13 protein-coding genes are annotated in these 16,341 nt (G+C 70.3%); 7 read left to right on the top strand and 6 right to left on the bottom strand.

The genetic code is table 11. From position 1 onward, the window contains the following. Positions 1–94: 94 nt before the first annotated feature. The 4 genes from BUB57_RS09260 to fabF form a co-directional block, all read right to left on the bottom strand. Entirely contained in the window at positions 95–1,450 is a 1,356-nt protein-coding gene (locus BUB57_RS09260) for a DNA-packaging protein (RefSeq protein WP_143159694.1), read from the bottom strand. Further along, a complete protein-coding gene (locus BUB57_RS09255; RefSeq protein ID WP_143159688.1) occupies positions 1,392–1,790 on the bottom strand; it encodes a permease in 399 nt (132 codons plus the stop codon). Before BUB57_RS09255 ends, BUB57_RS09260 begins: the two co-directional genes overlap by 59 nt. Before the next feature lie 350 nt (positions 1,791–2,140). Then, positions 2,141–3,316, bottom strand: coding sequence for an endolytic transglycosylase MltG (gene mltG / locus BUB57_RS09250; RefSeq protein ID WP_143159687.1), 1,176 nt, complete (start codon positions 3,314–3,316; stop codon positions 2,141–2,143). Further along, positions 3,316–4,578 (bottom strand): beta-ketoacyl-ACP synthase II, encoded by a 1,263-nt coding sequence (gene fabF, locus BUB57_RS09245; RefSeq protein ID WP_073065762.1) that lies wholly within the window; start codon positions 4,576–4,578, stop codon positions 3,316–3,318. Before fabF ends, mltG begins: the two co-directional genes overlap by 1 nt. Before the next feature lie 315 nt (positions 4,579–4,893). Here fabF and BUB57_RS09240 point away from each other — a divergent pair, with 315 nt between their 5' ends. From BUB57_RS09240 to BUB57_RS09220, 5 genes are all read left to right on the top strand, one after another. Continuing rightward, positions 4,894–6,102, top strand: a complete 1,209-nt coding sequence (locus BUB57_RS09240; protein WP_073065758.1) for a toxic anion resistance protein — start codon at positions 4,894–4,896, stop codon at positions 6,100–6,102. Between the two features lie 82 nt (positions 6,103–6,184). Further along, complete coding sequence (locus tag BUB57_RS09235; protein ID WP_073065755.1) at positions 6,185–7,204, top strand: DUF2927 domain-containing protein; 1,020 nt, start codon at positions 6,185–6,187, stop codon at positions 7,202–7,204. Between the two features lie 84 nt (positions 7,205–7,288). Further along, the gene (locus BUB57_RS09230) at positions 7,289–8,431 is read left to right on the top strand and encodes an SPFH domain-containing protein (RefSeq protein ID WP_073065751.1); all 1,143 of its coding nucleotides are present in this window, start codon (positions 7,289–7,291) and stop codon (positions 8,429–8,431) included. 96 nt (positions 8,432–8,527) lie between these two features. Continuing rightward, on the top strand, positions 8,528–9,817 hold the full coding sequence (locus BUB57_RS09225) for a TFIIB-type zinc ribbon-containing protein (protein ID WP_073065748.1): 1,290 nt from the start codon (positions 8,528–8,530) through the stop codon (positions 9,815–9,817). Continuing rightward, the gene (locus tag BUB57_RS09220; RefSeq protein ID WP_084732063.1) at positions 9,814–10,713 is read left to right on the top strand and encodes a PfkB family carbohydrate kinase; all 900 of its coding nucleotides are present in this window, start codon (positions 9,814–9,816) and stop codon (positions 10,711–10,713) included. Before BUB57_RS09225 ends, BUB57_RS09220 begins: the two co-directional genes overlap by 4 nt. Positions 10,714–10,886: 173 nt before the next feature. Here the strand turns inward: BUB57_RS09220 and BUB57_RS09215 are convergent, their stop codons facing one another. Together BUB57_RS09215 and BUB57_RS09210 are read right to left on the bottom strand one after the other, a co-directional pair. Beyond that, entirely contained in the window at positions 10,887–12,056 is a 1,170-nt protein-coding gene (locus BUB57_RS09215) for an aspartate aminotransferase family protein (protein WP_073065741.1), read from the bottom strand. A gap of 174 nt (positions 12,057–12,230) precedes the next feature. Further along, complete coding sequence (locus BUB57_RS09210; RefSeq protein ID WP_084732076.1) at positions 12,231–13,016, bottom strand: ABC transporter permease; 786 nt, start codon at positions 13,014–13,016, stop codon at positions 12,231–12,233. 251 nt (positions 13,017–13,267) lie between these two features. Here BUB57_RS09210 and BUB57_RS09205 point away from each other — a divergent pair, with 251 nt between their 5' ends. Continuing rightward, on the top strand, positions 13,268–13,954 hold the full coding sequence (locus tag BUB57_RS09205; RefSeq protein ID WP_073065733.1) for a GcrA family cell cycle regulator: 687 nt from the start codon (positions 13,268–13,270) through the stop codon (positions 13,952–13,954). Between the two features lie 409 nt (positions 13,955–14,363). Then, positions 14,364–16,091 carry a methionine--tRNA ligase gene (gene metG, locus BUB57_RS09200; RefSeq protein WP_073065730.1) on the top strand — a complete coding sequence of 576 codons (1,728 nt, stop codon included), beginning with the start codon at positions 14,364–14,366 and terminating at the stop codon, positions 16,089–16,091. The last annotated feature ends 250 nt before the right edge of the window (positions 16,092–16,341 follow it).

The raw sequence follows: 16,341 nt of genomic DNA, 5'->3' as shown, positions 1-16,341 counted from the left end.
AAAAGGGCCACCCCCCAAGGACGACCCCACCGCTTCCCGCTTCTTTCTGGCCCAAATACCCCCGCGACCGCACCACCCCAGCCGCCGCCGCCGCCTACAGCCTCCGAACCTGAGGCCGCCGGTAATGCGCCGCCGGTTCGATCATCAGCTCGTGGATCGCCCAGACCAGCGCATCCAGCCGGTCGGGGCTACCCCGCCCCTCGAACCCGCGCACCGTCATCCGGCACAGCTGGTCCTCCAAAGCGCCCAGCCCACGCAGATGCCGGACCCGGCCCTGCTCGTACAGCGCCGCCACCGGCTCGGCCCGCAGGCCCTTGCCGCGCCCGGCCCGCAGCGCCCGGAACGGGACCAGAGGGTCCAGCTGCCGGATCACGCTCTCCACCAGATCGCCGCCCTGGTTGACCTCGGCCACCAGCCGCTCGGCCCCGTGCCGCGCCATCGCGGCGATCGCCGCCCGCGCCCAGTCCACCGGCCCGCCGCGGACGCTGGCATCCTCCAGCACATAGGCCCGCCACTCCTGCGGCGGCCCCTCGCAGACCACCCCCGCCACCACGATCCCGCATTCATCGCTGCCCGGACCGCCGGTGACCGACGGGTCCACCGCCACCACCACCCGGTCGAGCGCGGGCGCGGCATCCACCCGGCACCCCTCCAGCATCGCGGTGGTCCACAGCGCGCCCTCGACATCCTCCAGCAGAACGCCCTCCAGCTCCTGCCGGCCCAGCCGCGTGCCGGCATAGCGCGCCTGCACCTCGGCCAGGAAACTTTCCGCCAGATAGGCCCGGTTCGCATCGGTCGGCGCGTGCGTCACCACCGTGGACGGGTTGCGCAGGATCGCCTTCAGCACGCCCACGTTGCGCGGGGTCGTCGTCACCACCTGCTGCGGATGCTCGCCCAGCCGTAGCGCGAATTGCAGCATGTCCCAGCTTTCCTCCGCCTTCTTCCACTTGGCCAGCTCGTCGACCCAAGCCGCGTCGAACTGCGGCCCCCGCAGCGCCTCCGGCTCATGCGCCGAATAGACCGTCGCGGTCGCGCCGTTCGGCCAGAGCAGCCGCCGCCGCCCCGCCTCCCACACCGGGCGCCGGTCGGGCGGCGAACAGGCAAGGATGCCGCTGTCGCCCATCACCATCACGTCGCGCCCCTGGTCGAAGGTCTCGGCCACCAGCGCCACCCGCCGCGCCCGCCCCGGCGCATCCGGGCTCGCGCCCTCGACCTGCGCGCGCACCCACTCGGCCCCGGCGCGGGTCTTGCCCGCTCCGCGCCCGCCCATGATCACCCAGGACTTCCAGTCGCCCTCGGGCGGCAGCTGATGCGGCAGCGCCCAGAACTCGAACAGCCACGGCAGGCTGGCAAGCGCATTGTCCGACAGCCCGCCGATGAACTCGTCGACCTCAGCCTGCCCGGCGCAGGCAAGCCAGGCGGCGCCCGATCTCGTCTCGTGCGGCGTCAAGGTCAAGGCCGCCCGCTCCGGCCTGACCGCCGATTTCCTTGCGAAGCTTGTCAACTCGGTTCCTTTCCTCCAGCACCAGCTGCGTCGCGGCCCGCAGGTCGCGCACCAGCTTCGCCGCTTCCCTGACCTCGCCGGACAGCTCGCCGGGCTCTGCCGCCGCGCCCTCCTTCAGCCCGGCCCGCAGCCCGACCCTCAGCCGGTGCAGCTCCTCGGCCAGCTCGCGAAACATCTCGCCCGCCACGTCGATCGCCTGCCCCGGCTCCAGCCCCGCGGCGCCGCCGTCCCTTGCGGAAACGAACGGCCCCTCCGGTGCGCCCCCCGGCTCGAAACTCATGTCCATTTATGTGATGCCCTGCCCTCGGTGCCTGTCCGCACGAGCGAGAAACGAAAAAGCGGCCGAGGGTCACCGACCCGGCCGCTTGCCCATCTCTCCCAGCATGTCGGAATGTGTATCCGAGACCGTTCGCAAAGTCAATCCGCAACAGCAGGCGAACCCGCGATCCGCACAATTTAATTACATAAGATCAGCAAATTACACGACGCAACACGCCACCGCCCCGCACGCAACACCCCCGGAACCCGCCTCCCAAGACTCGCCCCTGATCCCGAAAGACCAGCGCCTGAGAGATTCGGGCGGTCCCAAATATCCCGGGGGCGCGGGGGCTGGCCCCCGCTCCGGCCGCGCAACTCTCAGTCCGTCTGGACCGGAGCCTCCGCCTCGCCCCGCGCCCGCTCGATCTCGCGCCAGCGGGCGACATTGGCGTTGTGTTCTTCCAACGTGCGGGCAAAGGCGTGCCCGCCCGAGCCGTCGGCCACGAAATACAGGTAATCGCTGTCGGCCGGGTTCAGCGCCGCCTCGATCGCCGCCCGTCCCGGGTTGGCGATGGGGGTGGGGGGCAGCCCGGCGATCAGATAGGTGTTATAGGGCGTGCGCCGGTCCAGTTCCGAGCGCCGCAGCCCGCGGTCCAGGACCTCGCGGCCGTTGGTCACCCCATAGATCACCGTCGGGTCGGTCTGCAGCCGCATCCCCTCGCGCAGCCGGTTCACGAACACCGCCGCGACGGTGGTGCGCTCCTCGGGGACGCCGGTTTCCTTCTCGACGATCGAGGCCATGGTCAGCGCCTCTTCCCGCGTCTGATACGGCAGCCCGAAGGGCCGAGCCTCCCAGGCGGCGGCGAGGATCGAGTCCTGCGCCGCCCGCATCCGGTCCAGCAATTCGCGGCGGTTGGCGCCGCGGCCGACCTCGTAGGTATCGGGCGCCAGCGTGCCCTCGGGCGGCATCGGGCCGGTGGTGCCCTCAAGGAAGGGCGCCTGTTTCAGCCCCTCGACCACCTGCCAGGCGGTGGTGCCCTCGGCCACCGCGACGCGCAGCCGCGCGCCGGGCTTGTCGACCGCCTGTTCCAGCGCCTCGGGCAGCTCGCCCGTGGCGGGATCGTGGCGGATCCGGTCCTCGTAGCGGCCGTTTTCCGGGTTCAGGTCGCGCAGCACCACGGTGTTGGCCCGCACGCCGACGCGAAAGATCACCTCGGTGCCGCAGGTGGACGGCCCGCCGGCGGTGATCACATCGACCACATCTTCCATGCTGGCGTGCGGCGGCACTAGATAGCTGCCGAACTTCAGCTGCCCGGCCTTGCCGGCGTAATCGGCGCCGGTGCGCATGATATAGGGCGAGGTGATCACCCCCTGCGCCTCAAGCTGCTTGCTCACCTCGTTCAGCCGCGCGCCCTGCGGGATCTCGACGCATTGCGCCACCTCGCTGGGGCCGGGCGCCTGATACTGGTTGCGGCCCCAGGCCACCGCCACCGCGACCGCCACCAGGATGACGATCAGCAGCGTCAGCGCGTTCGAGGCGATGGCCCGCCACATCAGTCGCGGACCTTGCCGATCACCAGCGTGGCATTGGTGCCGCCAAAGCCGAAGCTGTTGGACAGCGCCACCTCGATCTTGCGGCGCACCGCGGCGTTGGCGGCCAGGTCGATGGCGGTCTCGCGCTGCGGGTCGTCCAGGTTCAGGGTCGGCGGCGCGATCTGGTCGCGCACCGCCAGCGTGCAGAAGATCGCCTCGACCGCCCCCGCCGCGCCCAGCAGATGCCCGATCGAGGATTTGGTGGACGACATGGTGACGTTGCCGGCGTGATCGCCCAGCAGCCGCTCGACCGCGCCCAGCTCGATCACGTCGGCCATGGTCGAGGTGCCATGCGCGTTGATGTAGTCGATGGCCGAGGGTTCCAGCCCCGCCCGCTTCAGCGCCGCCGCCATCGAGCGGAAACCGCCGTCGCCATCCTCGCTGGGGGCGGTGATGTGATAGGCGTCGCCCGACAGCCCATAGCCCAGGATCTCGGCATAGATCTTGGCACCGCGGGCGCGGGCGTGCTCGTATTCCTCAAGCACCATCACCCCGGCGCCCTCGCCCATGACGAAGCCGTCGCGGTCCTTGTCCCAGGGGCGGCTGGCGGCCTTGGGGTCGTTGTCGCGCTTGGTGGACAGGGCCTTGCAGGCGTTGAATCCGGCAATGCCCAGTTCGGAAATCGGCGATTCCGTGCCGCCCGCGACCATCACGTCGGCGTCGCCCACCGCGATCAGCCGCGCCGCGTCGCCGATGGCATGGGCGCCGGTGGAGCACGCCGTCACCACCGCATGGTTCGGCCCCTTGAACCCGTAGCGGATCGAGACCTGCCCGCTGGCCAGGTTGATCAGCGCGCCGGGGATGAAAAACGGCGACACCCGCTTGGGCCCCTTTTCCTTCAGCAGCACCGCCGCGTCGGCAATGGTGGTCAGCCCGCCGATGCCCGAGCCGATCATCACCCCGGTGCGCTCGCGCTGCTCGTCGGCCTGCGGCACCCAGCCGGAATCCTCGACCGCCTGCGCGGCGGCGGCCATCCCGTACAGGATGAAGTCGTCGACCTTGCGGCGGTCCTTGGGCTCCATCCAGTCGTCCGGATTGAACGTCCCGCCGCTGCCGTCCCCGAACGGGATCTCGCAGGCGTATTTCGTCACCACGTCGGATGCATCGAACCGGGTGATCGGTCCGGCCCCGGATTGCCCGTCCAGCAGCCGCGCCCAGGTCTCCTCGACCCCGCAGGCCAGCGGTGTGACCATTCCCAGTCCGGTAACGACAACCCTGCGCATTCGCGATCCTTCCCCGACACATTCTTGCGGGCTGAATACACGCGCCCCCCCGCGCGCGCAACGCAGGCGAGAACCAAGGGCGCGCGGTTTTGCCACATCCGGCGGCGGTTCGGGGCTCTGCGTTGCTTTTTCGGAACTTTTCTGCCCCTAATCCGGTTGACCGTCCGCCATTAAAATCGCATCTGCCGCCACTTGCACAGACACCGCCATCCTCCCAACCTGAAACTGCCCGCCCCGGCGGGGATTCGCGGCTGAACCGCGGACCCGGCCTTCCGATCCCGCCGACCCCGACCGCCGAACAAGGGAAACCGCCCGATGAGCATCGAAACCCAGACCCGCGCCGAGGCCACCCTGCCCGAGCTTCAGGCGGTCACCTCCGTCGTGCTGCCCGAACCGGCGGCCGAGGTGGTGCCGCTGGAACAGGCCCCCGCCCCGGTGGCCGAGGAAATCCGCCGCCGCATGGACGAAATCGACCTGCGCGACACCGGCTCGGTGGTGCATTTCGGCTCGCGCGCGCAGGCGGGGTTGCAGGAAATCAGCCAGGCGATGCTGGCCGACGTCAAGAACAAGGACGTCGGCCCGGCCGGCGATTCCCTGCGCGATATCGTGACCACGATCCGCGGCTTCTCGATCAGCGAACTCGACGTGCGCCGCGAACGCAGCTGGTGGGAAAAGCTGCTGGGCCGCTCGGCCCCCTTCGCCAAGTTCGTCGCCAATTACGAACAGGTGCAGGGCCAGATCGACAAGATCACCAGCGACCTGGAAAGCCACCAGCACACGCTGCTCAAGGACATCAAGTCGCTGGACGTGCTCTATGAACGCACGCTGGATTTCTACGACGAACTCGCGCTCTACATCGCCGCGGGCGAGGAAAAGCTGCACGAGCTGGACACCAAGACCATCCCCGCGAAAGAGGCCGAGGTGCAGGCCTCGACCACCGACGGCGACGTGATCGAGGCCCAGCAGCTGCGCGACCTGCGCGCCATGCGCGACGATCTGGAGCGCCGGGTCCACGACCTCAAGCTGACCCGGCAGGTGACCATGCAGTCGCTGCCCTCGATCCGGCTGGTGCAGGAAAACGACAAGTCGCTGGTCACCAAGATCAGCTCGACGCTGGTGAACACGGTGCCGCTGTGGGAAACCCAGCTGGCGCAGGCGGTGACCATCCAGCGCGGCGCACAGGCGGCGCAGGCGGTCAAGCAGGCCAGCGACTTGACCAACGACCTGCTGACCGCGAACGCCAGGAACCTGCGCGAGGCCAACGCCCGCATCCGCACCGAAATGGAACGCGGCGTCTTCGACATCGAATCGGTGCGCACCGCCAACGCCGAGCTGATCGCCACCATCGAGGACAGCCTGCGCATCGCCGACGAGGGCAAGGCCCGCCGCGCCGCCGCCGAGCTGGACCTGCAGAAGATGGAAAGCGACCTGCGCCAGACGCTCGCCGCCTCGCGCGCCCGCGCCACGCTGCCGCCCGGCACCGCTGCCGACATGGGCGAGGCAAGGGTGACTCCGCGGGGCTGATCCCCGCGCGCGCCCTTCCAGTCGGCCAGCCGCCCACCCCCGAACGCCCATCACACGGGACCCGACCATCGTGACCGACAGCATGGACATCGCCTGCGCCGCCCCCCCACGGGGATGGCGGCCGGCAGCCTTGGCGGCACTGGCCGGGGCGCTGGCGCTGGCCGCCTGCGCCCCCGATCCGGCCCCGGCGCCGCTGCCGGCGCCGCGCCCCTCGGCGGTCCCCGCCCCCGAGCCGCGGCCCGACGACCTTGCCCAGATGCGCCGCGACCGCGCACAGGCGGCGCGCGAGGCCGCCGGCCACGCCCCGGGCCCCGCCAGCCTCACCATGGCGCAATACATGGGCAACGTGCAGGACGCGCTGCTCGCCCGCGGGCTGCTGCGCCCCGGCGCCGACGGCATCCCCCCGGCCAGCGCCGCGCAGCTGACCGAGGATTTCATCCAGATCGCGCTCCACGACGAATATGTCCGCCGCAACGGCCGGCTGGTGCCGGAATCCCGCCCGGCGCCGCTGCGCCGCTGGGAGCGCCCGGTCCGTGTGGTGACCGAGTTCGGCGATTCCGTCCCCCCCGCCACCCGCATCCGCGACCGCAACGACATCGCCGACTATGTGCAGCGGCTGTCGCGGGTCACCGGCCACCCCATCGCCATGACCGCCGAGTCCGGCAATTTCGTGGTGCTGCTGCTGGCCGAGGACGAACGCCGCGCCATCGGCCCGCGGCTCGCGCAGCTCATCCCCGGCATCCCCGCCGCAGATATCATGGCAATCCAAGAGCTTGCGCCGCAGAATTACTGCACCGTCTTCGCCTATTCCCCCGGCGCCGGCCAGCCCTATTCCAACGCCGTCGCGGTGATCCGCGCCGAACTGCCCGACCGGCTGCGGCTCAGCTGCATCCACGAGGAACTGGCCCAGGGCCTCGGCCTCGCCAACGACAGCCCCGACGTGCGCCCCTCGATCTTCAACGACGACGAGGAATTCGCCTTCCTCACCCCGCATGACGAGCTCTTGCTGAAGATCCTCTACGACAAGCGCCTGCGCCCCGGCATGACCGAGGCCGAGGCCCGCCCCATCGTCGCCCGCATCGCCGCCGAGCTGGCACCTTGACAAACCCCCGGCGCCGCCCGGCAATGGTCCCCCGGGCCCGCACCGCGCCGCCGCCTGCATAGACCGCCTGCATAGGAGGAAGCCATGGTCCTCGATTTCCTGACCGGCGAGTTCATCGACGTCATCGAATGGGTGGACGACACCCGCGACACGATGGTCTGGCGCTACGAAACCCGCGGCCGCGCCATCAAATACGGCGCCAAGCTGACCGTGCGCGAGGGCCAGGCGGCGGTGTTCGTCCACGAAGGCCAGCTCGCCGACGTGTTCACCCCCGGGCTCTACATGCTGGAAACCAACAACCTGCCGGTGCTGACCCGGCTGCAGCACTGGGACCACGGCTTCCGCTCGCCCTTCAAGTCCGAGGTGTATTTCGTCAGCACCACCCGCTTCAACGACCTGAAATGGGGCACCCGCAACCCGGTCATCACCCGCGACCCCGAGTTCGGCCCGGTGCGGCTGCGCGCCTTCGGCACCTATTCGATGCGCGTCACCGACCCCGGCGTCTTCATGACCGAGATCGTCGGCACCGATGGCGAGTTCACCGCCGACGAGATCAGCTTCCAGCTGCGCAACGTCATCGTGCAAGAATTCTCGCGCATGATCGCCAGCGCCGGGATCCCGGTGCTGGACATGGCCGTCAACACCGCCGATCTCGGCCGCATCGTCGCCACCGCCATCGCGCCCACCATTGCCCAATACGGGCTGACCATCCCCGAGTTCTATATCGAGAACATCAGCCTTCCCGATGAGGTCGAAAAGATGCTCGACAAGCGAACCTCTATGGGAATCGTCGGCGATCTCAACCGCTTCGGACAATATGCTCAGGCGGAATCGATGCTGAACGCGTCGACCGGCGACAACGCCATGGGCGCCGGGCTCGGCGCCGGGATGGGTGCCGCCATCGGCATGGCCGGCGCCATGCGCGGCCCCTGGGGCACCGCCCCGCAGAATGGGGCCCCGCAGCACGATACCCCGCCGGCCGGCCCGTCCTCGCCGCCGCCCCTCCACCCCGCGGCGCCCGAGGATCCGCCTTGGCATCTCGCGCTCGACGGCGCCGCCGCCGGCCCCTTCACCCGCGCCGAGCTCGAACGGCTGCGCGACCAGGGCCGGCTGACCGCCGACACGCTGGCCTGGACCCAGGGCCAGGACGGCTGGCAGCGCGCCGGCGAGCTTCCCGCCCTCGCCCCGCTTTTCGCCGGCCTGCCGCCGCCGCTGCCGCAAGCCTGAGCCGCGCGCCCCCGGGCGCTTTCATCCTACCCGAAATATCCCGGGGGTCCGGGGGCTGGCCCCCGGTCCGACGGCCCCACCGGACATCTGCCCCACATGCCCACCGCCCCGATCGAACACCGCTACCCCTGCGACAACTGCGGCGCCGCCCTTGCCTTTGCGCCGGGACAGGATGCGCTGGTCTGCCCCTATTGCGGCCATGTGCAGAAGATCTCGCCCGGCGCCGCCCAGGCCCCGGCCCGCCAGCACGCCGGCGGCCCCGAGGGGCAGGACGCGCTGCTCGGCACAGGCGCGACCGGGCGGGCGATCCAGTGGGACGCCGGCCACAAGGCGCCGGGGCTGGACGAGATCCCGCTGGCGCGCGGGCTGCGGCTGGACGAAACCAGCGACCTTGCGGAAACGGTGCGCACGCTCTCCTGCCCCAACTGCGGCGCAAAGATCGAACAGGACAGCACACGCCACGCCAGCACCTGCCCGTTCTGCGCTACCCCGGTGGTCACCGACACCGGCGCCACCCGGCTGATCAAGCCGCAGGCGGTGCTGCCCTTCGTGCTGACCGAGGCGCAGGCCCGCGCCGCGCTCGAGGACTGGCTGCGCGGGCTGTGGTTCGCCCCCAACGGGCTGGTGCAATACGCCCGCCGCGGGCGGCGGATGCAGGGGGTGTATTCGCCGTTCTGGACCTTCGACGCCGACACCCACACGCGCTATCACGGCCAGCGCGGCGATTATTATTACGACACCATCTATGTCACGCAGGTGGTCGACGGCCGCCCGCGGCAGGTGGCGCAGCAGGTCCGGCGCACCCGCTGGACCCCGCGCTCGGGGCAGGTGGCGCGCGCCTTCGACGATGTGCTGGTGCTGGCCTCGGCCTCGCTGCCGCGCCGCTTCACCGATGCGCTGGCGCCGTGGGAACTTTCGCACCTGACCCCCTACGACCCGCGCTACCTGTCGGGGTTTTCGGCCGAGGGCTATACCGTCCCCCTGGCCGAGGGCCACCAGATCGCCCGGCAGGAAATGGCCGCGGTGATCGCCGTGGACATCCGCCGCGACATCGGCGGCGACGAACAGCGGATCACCTCGGCCGAGACAAGGCACGAGGCCGAGACCTTCAAACATGTCCTGCTGCCGATCTGGCTCGCCGCCTATAAATACAACGGCCGCAGCTATCGCTTCGTGGTCAACGGGCAGTCGGGGCGGGTGCAGGGCGACCGCCCCTGGTCGGTGTGGAAAATCGCGCTGGCGGTGCTGGCGGCGCTGCTGGCCGGGGCGATGCTGATGCTGCTGAGCGAGGGCGGCGGCAGCTTCGACCTCGGCGCGGCGCCCGCCGTCACTCCCGCGCCCGCGATCACCGCAGCCGCGCCCGCACCGCCATGGACCGTCACATGACCGTGCTGTGCATGGGCGAGGCGCTGGTCGATCTGGTTCCCCGGCCCGATGGCAGCATCCGCCCGCTACCCGGCGGCGGCGCCTGGAACACCGCGCTGGCGCTGGGGCGGCTGGGGGTGGCGACCAGCTTTGCCTGGCCGATCTCGCGCGATGCTTATGGGGCGCTGCTGCTGGGGCCGCTGGCCGCGGCCGGGGTCGAGACCTCGCTTTGCCCTCGCAGCGACCGCCCCACCGCACTGGCGAGAATTGACCTGAACTCCAGCGATGCAAGCTATCGTTTCGACTACGAAAACTCCGCCGGCCGGATGTTCGCCCCCGCGCAACTGCCGCCGCTGCCGCCGGACTGCCGCGCGCTGCTGATCGGCGGCATCAGCCTGGCCGCCGAGCCCTGCGGCAGCACCGTCGAGCGGTTCGCCACCAGCGCCGCCCGCCGGGGCGTCCCGTTGATGCTCGATCCGAATATCCGCCCGCAAGCCATTCATGACGAACCGAAATACCGCGCCCGGCTCGACCGCCTGTTCGCCCTGTCGCATCTGGTGAAGCTCTCGGCCGAGGATGCCGTCTGGCTTGCCCCCGGCATGGCGCCGGAAGAGACCGCCCGCCGGATCCTCGCCCGCGGCCCCGGCATCGTGGTGCTGACCTGCGGCGCCCAGGGCGCGCTGGCTCTGACCCGGCAGCACCGCCTTTACGCTGCCGCCGTCCCGGCCACGGTGGCCGACAGCATCGGCGCCGGCGACAGCTTCAACGCGGGCTTCCTCGCCAGCCTCCTCCACAGCAACGCCCTCGACGCTCCCGACAGCGCCGCAGTCACCGCCGCCCTCGCCCTTGCCACGAAAGCGGCGGCGATCACCGTCTCGCGCCCCGGCGCCGACCCGCCCTGGGCCGACGAACTCTGACCCCGGTTTCGGGCGGTCCCAAATATCCCGGGGCTTCCGAGCGCCCGGAAAACGCGCCAGTGGCGCGTTTTCAGCGAAGAAGGCCACGGCAGTGGCCGCGCTTGCGCGACGGGGGCAGAGCCCCCTCTGCAAAAGACTCGGGGGCGCAGCTCCCTCCGCCCTGAAACCGCCGCCTACTCCAGCCGCGCCGCAGCGCGGTCCAGCCGCGCCACCGCCTCGGCGATCTCCTCGTCGCTGATGTTCAGCGGCGGCAGCAGCCGCACCACGTTGTCGGCCGCCGGCACGGTCAACAGCTGCTCGGCATAAGCCGCCGCGACCAGCTCAGACGGCGCCACCTTGCAATGCAGCCCCAGCAGCAGCCCCATCCCGCGCACCTCGTCAAAGACCTCGGGATGGGCGGCGACCAGCCCCTCGAGCCGCTGGCGCAGCAGCGCCGCCTTGCGGGCAACCTCGGCCAGGAACGCATCATCCGCAACGATTTCCATCACCCGCGCACCCACCGCGCAGGCCAGCGGGTTGCCGCCATAGGTCGAGCCGTGGCTGCCCGCGACCATCCCCGCGGCCGCGGCTTCGGTCGCCAGCACCGCGCCCAGCGGAAAGCCGCCGCCGATGCCCTTGGCGATCATCATGATGTCGGGGGTGATCCCGGCCCATTCATGGGCGAACAGCCGGCCCGTGCGGCCCATGCCGCTTTGCACCTCGTCCAGCACCAGCAGCGCGCCGGTGGCGTCGCACAGCTCGCGGATGCGGCGCAAGTCGGCGTCGGGCAGCACCCGGATGCCGCCCTCGCCCTGCACCGGCTCCAGCATCACCGCGGCGGTGCTGTCGGACATCGCGGCCTCCAGCGCCGCCATGTCGCCCCAGGGCAGCACCCGGAACCCCGGCATCAGCGGTCCGTAGCCCGCGGTCATCTTTTCCGACCCCGCCGCGGCGATGGCGCCGGTGGAGCGGCCGTGGAACGCGCCCTCGAAGGTCAGGATCTCGATCCGCTCGGGCTGGCCCTTGCTGTGCCAGTATTTGCGCACCATCTTGATCGCCAGCTCGGCGGCCTCGGTGCCGGAATTGGTCACGAACACCGTGTCGGCAAAGGTCCTGTCCACCAGCATCTCGGCCAGCCGCTGCTGCTCGGGGATCTGGTAGAGGTTCGAGACATGCCAGATCCGCCCCGCCTGCGCGGTCAGCGCCGCCACCAGCTCGGGGTTGGCGTGCCCCAGCGCATTCACCGCGATGCCGGCGCCCAGGTCCAGGTATCGCGTGCCGTCCGTGGCGATGGCCCAGGCGCCCTCGCCACGCTCAAAGGCGATGGGCGCGCGGTTGTAGGTCGGCAGCACGGCGTCGATCATGGGTCTGTCCCTCTGGTCGGAAAGCGAAATAGGATCGGGCGGCGAAGGCCCAGGCGCGCAGCTTGCGCGCGGCGTCCGGGGAAACGCGTCAGCGTCGGAGACAGGGGCGAATCGTCGTCATGGGCGCAGCGTTACCAAGCCCGCCCTTCCGGTTCAACGCCCCCTGCCGCCCGCTCAGGGCTTCATCCGATAACCGGTGCGCAGCCACCACCAGCACAAGCCGTTCACCGCCGCGACCGAGACCACGCTGACCGCCAGCCCGCGCAGCACCGGCGCGTCGCCCACCCCGGCGAAACCATAGCGCGCCCCGTCGATCAGGTAGAAGATCGGGTTCCAGTGCGACAGGGTGCGGAACGGCTCGGGCAGGGCCTGCACGGAATAGAAGGTGCCCGACAGGAACGACAGCGGCGTCACCACGAAATTGGTCAGCGTCGCCATGTGGTCGAATTTTTGCGCGATGATCCCGCCCAGGATGCCCAGTCCTCCCAGCAGCAGCGCCCCCAGCACGATATAGAGCAGGGCCAGCAGCGGATGCGCCGGGCCGTGCCCCACCACCAGCGCCAGCCCGGCCGAGATCACCGCCGCCACCATCAGCGACCGCACCAGGCTGCCGGTCAGATAGCCCGCCAGGATCTCGGCCGCCGACAGCGGCGGCATCAGCGTGTCGATGATGTTGCCCTGCATCTTGGCCGAGATCAGCGAGGACGAGCTGTTGGCGAAGCCGGTCTGGATCACCGTCATCATCAGGATGCCGGGGCCGATGAACTCGACGAAGGGCAGGCCCATCACCTCACCCCGCCCGCTCCCCAGCGCCACGACGAACACCACCACGAACAGCCCCGCAGTGATCAGCGGCGCCAGCACCGTCTGCTGCCACACCGACATGAAGCGCCGGATCTCGCGTTCGGCCAGCGTCGCCGTGCCCAGCCAGTTGATGCGGCCAAAGCGGCGCAGCGGCATCTGGCCATAATCGGGGGCGGCATGGTCGGGCGAGGAAATGGGGGGCGCATCGGTAGGGGGCATCGCTGGGTCCTTAGCACAGATCGGGCCAGCATAGCCGGCCCGCGCGCCGGGGACGAGAGGGGCGCCCGGACCGCAGCTGCAACCGCCGATTTCCCGCCCGGACCTTGATTCCCGGGGCGGGGGCGCGTAACTCAGACCATCCGCCCCCAAGCCCCCTTGGGACACCATCTGCCCGTGGAGAGACCGCCATGTCCTGGACCGACGACCGCGTCGAGACGCTGAAACGCCTGTGGGCCGAAGGCCAGTCGGCCAGCCAGATCGCCAAGGAACTGGGCGGCGTCACCCGCAACGCGGTCATCGGCAAGGTCCACCGCCTGGGCCTGTCGAACCGCACCGAGGGCGAAGAGCCCGCCAAGCCCGCAGCCGCGGCCCCCGCAGCCGCTGCCGCGCCTGCCGCCGACCCTGCGCCCGCACCGCAGCCCGCCCCCCGCGCCGCCGCGCCGCGCGCCGAAGCCCCGGCCCGCGCCGAGCCCGCCGCGGAAAAATCCGCCGAGTCGCGCGCAGAGCCGCGCCCCGAGGCCCCCGCCGCCGAGGCGCGCCCCGCGGCCGAGACCCCCGAGCCCGCCCCCGCGCCGCAGCCGGTGTTCACCCCGCGCCGCCCGATCGTGCCCGCCGGCCAGCCGCTGCCGCCGCAGCCCTCGGCCAACGAAATTTCCCCCGAGGCGCTGGCCTCGGTGCGCGAGGTCGAAAAGACCTCGCTGAAACTGTCGCTGATGGAGCTGACCGAGCGCACCTGCAAATGGCCGATCGGCGACCCCGCGACCGACAAGTTCTGGTTCTGCGGCCTGCCCAGCCAGCCCGGCAAACCCTATTGCGAGGCCCATGTCGGCGTCGCCTTCCAGCCGATGAGCGCGAGGCGCGACCGCCGGCGGTAACCTCGGCCGGGGCAGACCTCGCGATTTCAGCGCGGCCGGAGCCGGGGGCCGTTTGCCTCGAGGATATTTTTTCCCGGCCTGAGGCAGATTCACCGAATCTTCATCTTTGCCTGCGATCAGGAACGGGCGGCACCGGCGGGAACACCGATGACCGCTCCGGACCAGGGCGCCTTCGTCCCGCCTGGCTTCATTGCGAGCCGGATCGGGGGCGTTCTTTTCGCAGGCTGAGGATGGAGGGGATGATGGGTGGAGTTCCGGGCCTTCTGACCGTTGCGGGGGCGTGCGCCATGGACCGCTGAGCGCGGGGCCGCCGGGCGGCGGTTGCGGGATGCAGGCGGCAAGCGGTGCCCACCGCCCTTCCCCTGCGCGGCGCATGGGGGTAAGAGCCGGTCATCCAAAGGACGACACCATGCCCAAGACGCGCACGCGCCATCTCATCACCTCGGCCCTGCCGTATATCAACGGCATCAAGCACCTGGGGAACCTCGTCGGCAGCCAGCTGCCCGCGGATCTGTTCGCCCGCTTTCAGCGCGGCCGCGGCAACGAGGTCATGTTCGTCTGCGCCACCGACGAGCACGGCACCCCGGCCGAGCTGGCCGCCGCCAAGGCCGGGCAGAAGGTCGCGGATTTCTGCGCGCGGATGCACGACACCCAGGCCGACATCGCGCGCCGCTTCGGGCTCAGCTTCGACCACTTCGGGCGCTCCTCCAGCCCGCAGAACCACCGGCTGACCCAGCATTTCGCCGGCAGGCTGGCCGAGAACGGGCTGATCGCCGAAGTCAGCGAGCGCCAGGTCTATTCGCTGACCGACGGCCGCTTCCTGCCCGACCGCTATATCGAGGGCACCTGCCCCAACTGCGGCTATGACAAGGCCCGCGGCGACCAGTGCGAGAACTGCACCAAGCAGCTGGACCCGACCGACCTGATCAACCCGCGCAGCGCCATTTCCGGCTCGACCGACCTCGAGGTGCGCGAAACCAAGCATCTGTTCCTGCGCCAGTCCGCGATGCGCGGGAAACTGTCGGAATGGATCGACAGCAAGACCGACTGGCCGGTGCTGACCACCTCGATCGCCCGAAAATGGCTGAACGATGGCGACGGGCTGCAGGACCGCGGCATCACCCGCGACCTCGACTGGGGGATCCCGGTGAAAAAGGGCGACCAGCCCTGGCCGGGGATGGAGGGCAAGGTCTTCTACGTCTGGTTCGACGCCCCCATCGAATATATCGCCGCCACCGCCGAATGGGCCGAGGCCCGCGGCGAGCCCGAGGCATGGCGCCGCTGGTGGCGACTGGACGAGGGCGCGGGCGACGTGCGCTACACCCAGTTCATGGGCAAGGACAACGTGCCCTTTCACACCCTGTCCTTCCCGGCCACGATCATCGGCTCGGGCGAGCCGTGGAAGCTGGTCGACTACATCAAGTCCTTCAACTACCTGACCTATGACGGCGGGCAGTTCTCGACCTCGCAGGGGCGCGGGGTGTTCCAGGATCAGGCGCTCGAGGTGCTGCCGGCGGATTACTGGCGCTGGTGGCTGCTCAGCCACGCCCCCGAGGGGTCGGACGCCGAGTTCACCTGGGAGAATTTCCAGACCTCGGTGAACAAGGACCTCGCCGACGTGCTGGGCAATTTCGTCAGCCGAATCACCAAGTTCTGCCGCAGCAAGTTCGGCGAGACCGTCCCCGCGGGCGGCGACTACGGCCCCGAGGAAGCGGCGCTGGTCGCGGCGCTGACCACCCGCATCCGCGCCTATGAGGGCTTCATGGAGGCGATGGAGGTCCGCAAATCCGCCAATGAGCTGCGCGCGATCTGGGTGCTGGGCAACGAATACCTGCAATCCGCCGCGCCCTGGGCCAGCTTCAAGACCGACCCCGAGCGCGCGGCGATGCAGGTGCGGCTGGGGCTGAACCTGATCCGGCTCTACGCGGTGCTCTCGGCCCCGTTCATCCCGTTTGCCGCCGATTCCATGCTGCAGGCGATGCGCAGCGACGACCGCAGCTGGCCCGACGACGTGGCCGCCGCGCTGGCGGCCCTGTCCCCCGGCCACGGTTTTGATGTCCCCGAGGTGCTGTTCGCCAAGATCAGCGACGACAGCCGCGCGGAATGGCAGGAGCGGTTCAAGGGCACCCGGGACTGACCCCGCGCCCGCCCGCGGCGGGATGTTCATCTTGCCGCGAATATCCCGGGGCTTCCGAGCGCCCGGACAAGGGGTGGATCGGAAAACCGGCCATGAGGGCTGTTTCTCCCTCGGATGGTTTGGGAGGACGGTTTTCAGCGAGGAGGCCCTGCCAGCGGCCCCCGGGCAAAGCCCAGACCCGCCCCCACTGCGACCCTTTGCGCGCCATCCCAAAAACTCGCCGCCTGTCACATTCCGGCCACAGCCTCGC

The sequence above is a fragment of the Paracoccus solventivorans genome (assembly GCF_900142875.1).
Lineage (GTDB): Bacteria > Pseudomonadota > Alphaproteobacteria > Rhodobacterales > Rhodobacteraceae > Paracoccus > Paracoccus solventivorans.
Note: the sequence above shows the minus strand (reverse complement) of the source record. Positions and strands in the feature narration are given on the sequence as shown.